General features: G+C 69.7%; 3 protein-coding genes. All 3 read left to right on the top strand.

The window, feature by feature from the left end; genetic code table 11:
• Positions 1 to 152 precede the first annotated feature (152 nt).
• On the top strand, positions 153 to 2,201 hold the full coding sequence (locus tag LCE31_RS36730; RefSeq protein WP_225022316.1) for a beta-ketoacyl reductase: 2,049 nt from the start codon (positions 153 to 155) through the stop codon (positions 2,199 to 2,201).
• Between the two features lie 146 nt (positions 2,202 to 2,347).
• Positions 2,348 to 3,625: a cytochrome P450 gene (locus tag LCE31_RS36735; protein WP_225022318.1), complete on the top strand. Its 1,278-nt coding sequence runs from the start codon at positions 2,348 to 2,350 to the stop codon at positions 3,623 to 3,625.
• Between the two features lie 35 nt (positions 3,626 to 3,660).
• On the top strand, positions 3,661 to 4,879 hold a 1,219-nt coding region (locus tag LCE31_RS36740), incomplete at its 3' end, for a beta-ketoacyl synthase N-terminal-like domain-containing protein (RefSeq protein WP_225022320.1).

A 4,879-nucleotide genomic window follows, 5' to 3' on the forward strand; every position in this document is an offset into this window, starting at 1 on the left:
CGAGTCCGGAGTATTGGGTTCGGCATGTGCGGGATGCGGTGCGGTTCGCTGATGATGTGGATGCGTTGATCGCTGAGGGTGTGTCGACGTTTGTGGAGCTGGGGCCTGCTGGTGTCCTGTCGGGGATCGGGGCGGGTACTTGGATTGCGACGGTGCGACCGGAGCGTGGCGGTGAGGTCGCGTCACTGGTGGAGGGCGTCGCGACGGCGTGGACGCGAGGCGTCGACGTGGACTGGGCTGCCTACTTGGGCGGCGGCACACTGGTCGATGTTCCGACCTACGCCTTCCAGCGCCAGACGTACTGGATCACGCCGAAGGCAGTCGAACGGCCGGTCGAGAAGTGGGGCTACCGTGTCGAATGGCAGGGGATCGCCGACCAGGCGTCGATCCTGCACGGCACTTGGCTGATCATCGCCCCCACCGGCGGCGTCGACGACGGGTTCCTCCAGGCGCTGACCACGGCCGGTGCCGACACACGGATAATCCAGGTCGACGCGAGCGGCACGGACCGCCAGGCGCTGGCCGGTCAGTGTCCGGACGCCGAGGTGGCCGGGGTGATCTCGTTGCTGGCGCTGGACGAGACGACGACCATGGACAGCGGGACGACGCTGGCCCTTGTCCTGCAAGCACTCGGTGACGCGGAGATCGCCGCACCGCTGTGGGTGTTCACCAGAGGTGCGACCGGACCGGACGAGCCGACCGCCCCGTTGCAGGCGTCGGCCTGGGGCCTGGGCAGGGTGGCGGCCCTCGAACATCCCGCCCGCTGGGGCGGCTTGATCGACCTGCCGGCACAGGCGGATGGGACCGTGTGGAGCCGGGTGGTCGCGGCCTTGTCCGGCCAGGAGAACGAGCTGGCGGTCCGCTCCCACGCCACCTATGTCCGCCGCCTCAGCCCGGCACCGATCGTGGAAGGCGAGTCGTGGCAGCCCCACGGCACGGTCCTGGTCACCGGCGGCACGGGCGCGTTGGGTGCGCACGTGGCACGCTGGTTGGCCGCCAACGGTGCCGAACACCTGGTGCTCACCAGCCGTCGGGGCGAGAACGCCCCCGGGGTAGCAGAACTGCGCGCCGAACTCAGCGGAATCGATGTCACATTCGCCGCGTGCGACGTGGCGGACCCGGACGCGGTGGCACAGTTGGTCGCCGAGCACCGGATCACAGCGGTTGTGCACACGGCCGGCGTCCGCGATGACGGCGTGGTCGACTCGGTCACCGCTGAGCGGTCGAACTACGTGCGGCGCCCGAAGGTCGAGGCGGTGGCCAACCTCTTCGCGGCCACGGAGGGCATGGACCTGGACGCCTTCGTGGTGTTCTCCTCCATCGCCGGCGTGCTCGGCCTGGCTGGGCAAGGCGTCTACGCGGGGGCGAACGCAGCGGTCGACGCGCTGGTCGCCACCTATCGGGCGCGGGGAGCGCGGGCGACCTCGATCGCGTGGGGACCGTGGGCCGGTGGCGGCATGGCCGACAGCATCGGCGATACCCTGCGCCGACAGGGACTTGTGCCGATCAATCCGACGGCGGCGTTGGCGGCGATGCGGCGGGCGCTGGCCCGTGACGAGGCCGAGGTGATGGTCGCGGACATCGTGTGGGACCGGTTCGCCACCTCGCGCAGCCTGGCCGAACCGTTCATCGCCGAACTGACCGGCGCCACCCATCAGCCGGTAACTGCGGTGGAATCGCCGGCCGCAACCCTGGAGCAGACCCTGATCGCGCTGCCCGCGGCCGAACGGGACCGGGCGCTGATCGAGCTGGTGCGCAAGCAGGCGGCACTGGTCCTGGGACACCCGGATATCTCGACGGTCGCGACGGAGCAGCCGTTCCGGGAACTGGGCGTCGATTCCCTGACCGCAGTGCAGTTGCGTAACCGGCTCGCCGCGGTCACCGGCCTGGACCTGACCACCGGGTTGGTCTTCGACTACCCGACCGCGAGCGTGCTGGGCACGTACCTGCGCAGCCGGCTGCTGCCCGACGAGCCCGCCGCGGAAAGGGCCGTGCTCGAGCAGATCGACCGCCTGGAGGGCCTGGTCGCCGGGTCGGCGGTCGGCGAGGACGTGCGCCGGCAGCTGTCCGGCCGGCTGGCGGCCGTGCTGGCCAAGCTGCACGACACCGGGCCCGTGCGGACGGTGTCGGACGCCGACTTGGAGACCGTCGAGGACGAGGACATCTTCCGGTTCATCGACGAGGACCTGGGCCTGGAGTGAGACGGTAACCGCCGGCGGTGCCCGGCAATTACCACGTGATGAGTCGAGGGTGGACAGCTGGCACTGTCGCCCGACCGGCCGACCGGGTTGACTCGCTGGCAGACAAAGGGAAACAGCCGCCACCATCGGCATTGGAGACACGTGTTATGACCGCCACGCCCGATCAGGGGATCGCACTGGCCGACGTAACCTCGCAGCAGGGAAACCCCCTTGTCGCGTTCATGGAACGCGAGGTCCGCGCCGACCCGTACCCGTTGCTGGGTCAGCTGCGCGAGGCGGGTCCTCTGCCCGTGCTCGACGGCTCGGTGGTGATCTTCGGTCAGTACGACCACGTCTCGCAGATCCTGCGTCACCGCGCGATGGGCAGCGACACCTCCAGCTCGCCGATGATCAAGCAGTTCGTGGCCAACGAGGAGGACCGGGCGGCCAGCTCCATCTTCTTCATGGACCCGCCGGGACACGGCCGGCAGCGCAAGTTCATCTCCAAGTCGTTCACGCCCAGGATCGTGGCCAGCTTCGAGAGCCGGATCACCCGGATCGTCGACCGGCTGTTCGCGCAGTTTCAGGACAAGGGCGAGTTCGACCTCGTCAGCGAGCTGGCCTACCCGGTGTCCATCGGCATCATCTGCGAGCTGTTCGGCATTCCCGACGACGAAGTCGACATGATCAAGGAGTGGTCGGACGACCTGGCGCTGTCCACCGAGCTGCCCACCCTGGGCGCGGCCATCGGAGTGCTGAAGGTGTTCCAGCGCGAGGAGATCGACCGGTTCGGTAGCACCGCGATCGCGGCGCACGCCTACTTCGCCGACCTGATCCACCGTCGCCGCAAGAACCCCGGCGAGGACATCGTCTCGAACCTGCTGACCGCCGAGAACAGCGGCGACAAGCTGACCCGCTACGAGATCACCAGCGTGCTGACCACGCTGTTCGTCGCCGCGCACGAGTCGACGACCAACCTGATCTCCAATGGAATCCTGGCGCTGCTGCGCAACCCCGACCAGATGACCAAGCTGCGGGAGAACCCGAACCTGATGGGCAGCATGGTCGACGAGGCACTGCGCTACGACGCGCCGGTGCACCTGGCGGCCCGGATGGCGCTGGAGAAGACCGAGATCGGCGGCTACGAGCTCGACCCCGGCACCATCGTGGTGGCGCTGATGGCCGCCGGTAACCGGGACGAGCGGACGTACCCGGACGCCGACAAGTTCGTCATCGACCGGGAGAAGCCGGCGGTGTCGCTGTCTTTCGGCGCCGGCGCGCACTTCTGTCTCGGGTCGCCGCTGGCCAAGCTGGAGGCGGAGATCGCCATCCGGGCCTTCGCCGACCGGCTGCGTAACCCCGAGGTGGACGAGGACTCGCTGGAGTACCGGCGGCACATCGTGGTCCGGGGCCTTGACCGGATGAACGTGTCTTTCCGTCCCTGACATCGGGCGCACGAGGGAATCGGAGAGGGTAGGCAATGTCGGCTGACGACGAGAAGCTGCGCAGTTACCTGAAGAAGGTGACCGTCGAGCTGGGGCGCACCAGGGAACGGCTGCAGGAGGCGGAGAACGCCGCCCGTCAGCCGATAGCGGTGGTCGGAATGTCCTGCCGTTTTCCCGGTGGGGTGGATTCGCCGGAGGCGCTGTGGCGGTTGGTGGCCGACGGTGTTGACGCCATCTCCGCGCCGCCGGCCGATCGCGGCTGGGGCCCGGACGGCCTCGGCTTCCACGGCGGTTTCCTCGACACGGCAGCGGATTTCGACGCGGCCTTCTTCGGTATCTCGCCGCGTGAGGCCCAGTCGATGGATCCGCAGCAGCGGTTGCTGCTGGAGACCGCGTGGGAAGTGTTGGAGCGCGGCGGCATCGACCCGGCGACCCTGCGCGGCACCAGCACCGGTGTCTTCGTCGGTACCAACGGCCAGGACCAGGCCACAAAGCTGGCAGTTGGCGCCGGCAAGGAGTCGGGTTTCGGCGCCACCGCCGCGAGTGCGGCCGTGATGTCCGGCCGGATCGCCTACGTGTTGGGGTTCGAAGGCCCTGCGGTCACGGTGGACACAGCGTGTTCGTCCTCCCTGGTGGCACTGCATCTTGCCGTGCAGTCGCTGCGGCAGGGGGAGAGCACGCTGGCGCTGGCCGGTGGTGCGACTGTGATGACCCGGTCCGGCCTGTTCGAGGAGTTCGCCCGCCAGGGCGGGTTGTCCGGCGACGGTCGGTGCCGGGCCTTTGGTGCCGGTGCCGACGGCACGGGCTGGGGTGAAGGCGCCGGCTGGCTGCTGCTCGAGCGGTTGTCCGACGCTGAACGTAATGGTCACCGCCTGCTGGCCGTGATTCGTGGCTCGGCGGTGAACCAGGACGGAGCGTCGAACGGCCTGACCGCACCCAACGGACCGTCCCAGCAGCGGGTGATCCGACAGGCCCTGGCCGGCGCCGGTCTGGTCGCCGGCGACGTGGATGTCGTGGAGGCCCATGGCACGGGCACGTCTCTGGGTGACCCGATCGAGGCCGAGGCACTGCTGGCGACCTACGGCCAGGGGCGGGACAACCCGCTGTACCTCGGCTCGGTCAAGTCCAACATCGGTCACACCCAGGCCGCGGGGGGGCGGGGGGGGGGGGGGGGGGGGGGGGGGGGGGGGGGGGGCCGGGGGGGGGTGGGGGGGGGGGACCCCCCCCCCCGCCGCCCCCCCCGGGCGGGGGGGG

The organism is Streptomyces sp. 8L, assembly GCF_020176795.1.
In the GTDB taxonomy this organism is placed as follows: Bacteria; Actinomycetota; Actinomycetes; order Streptomycetales; family Streptomycetaceae; genus Streptomyces.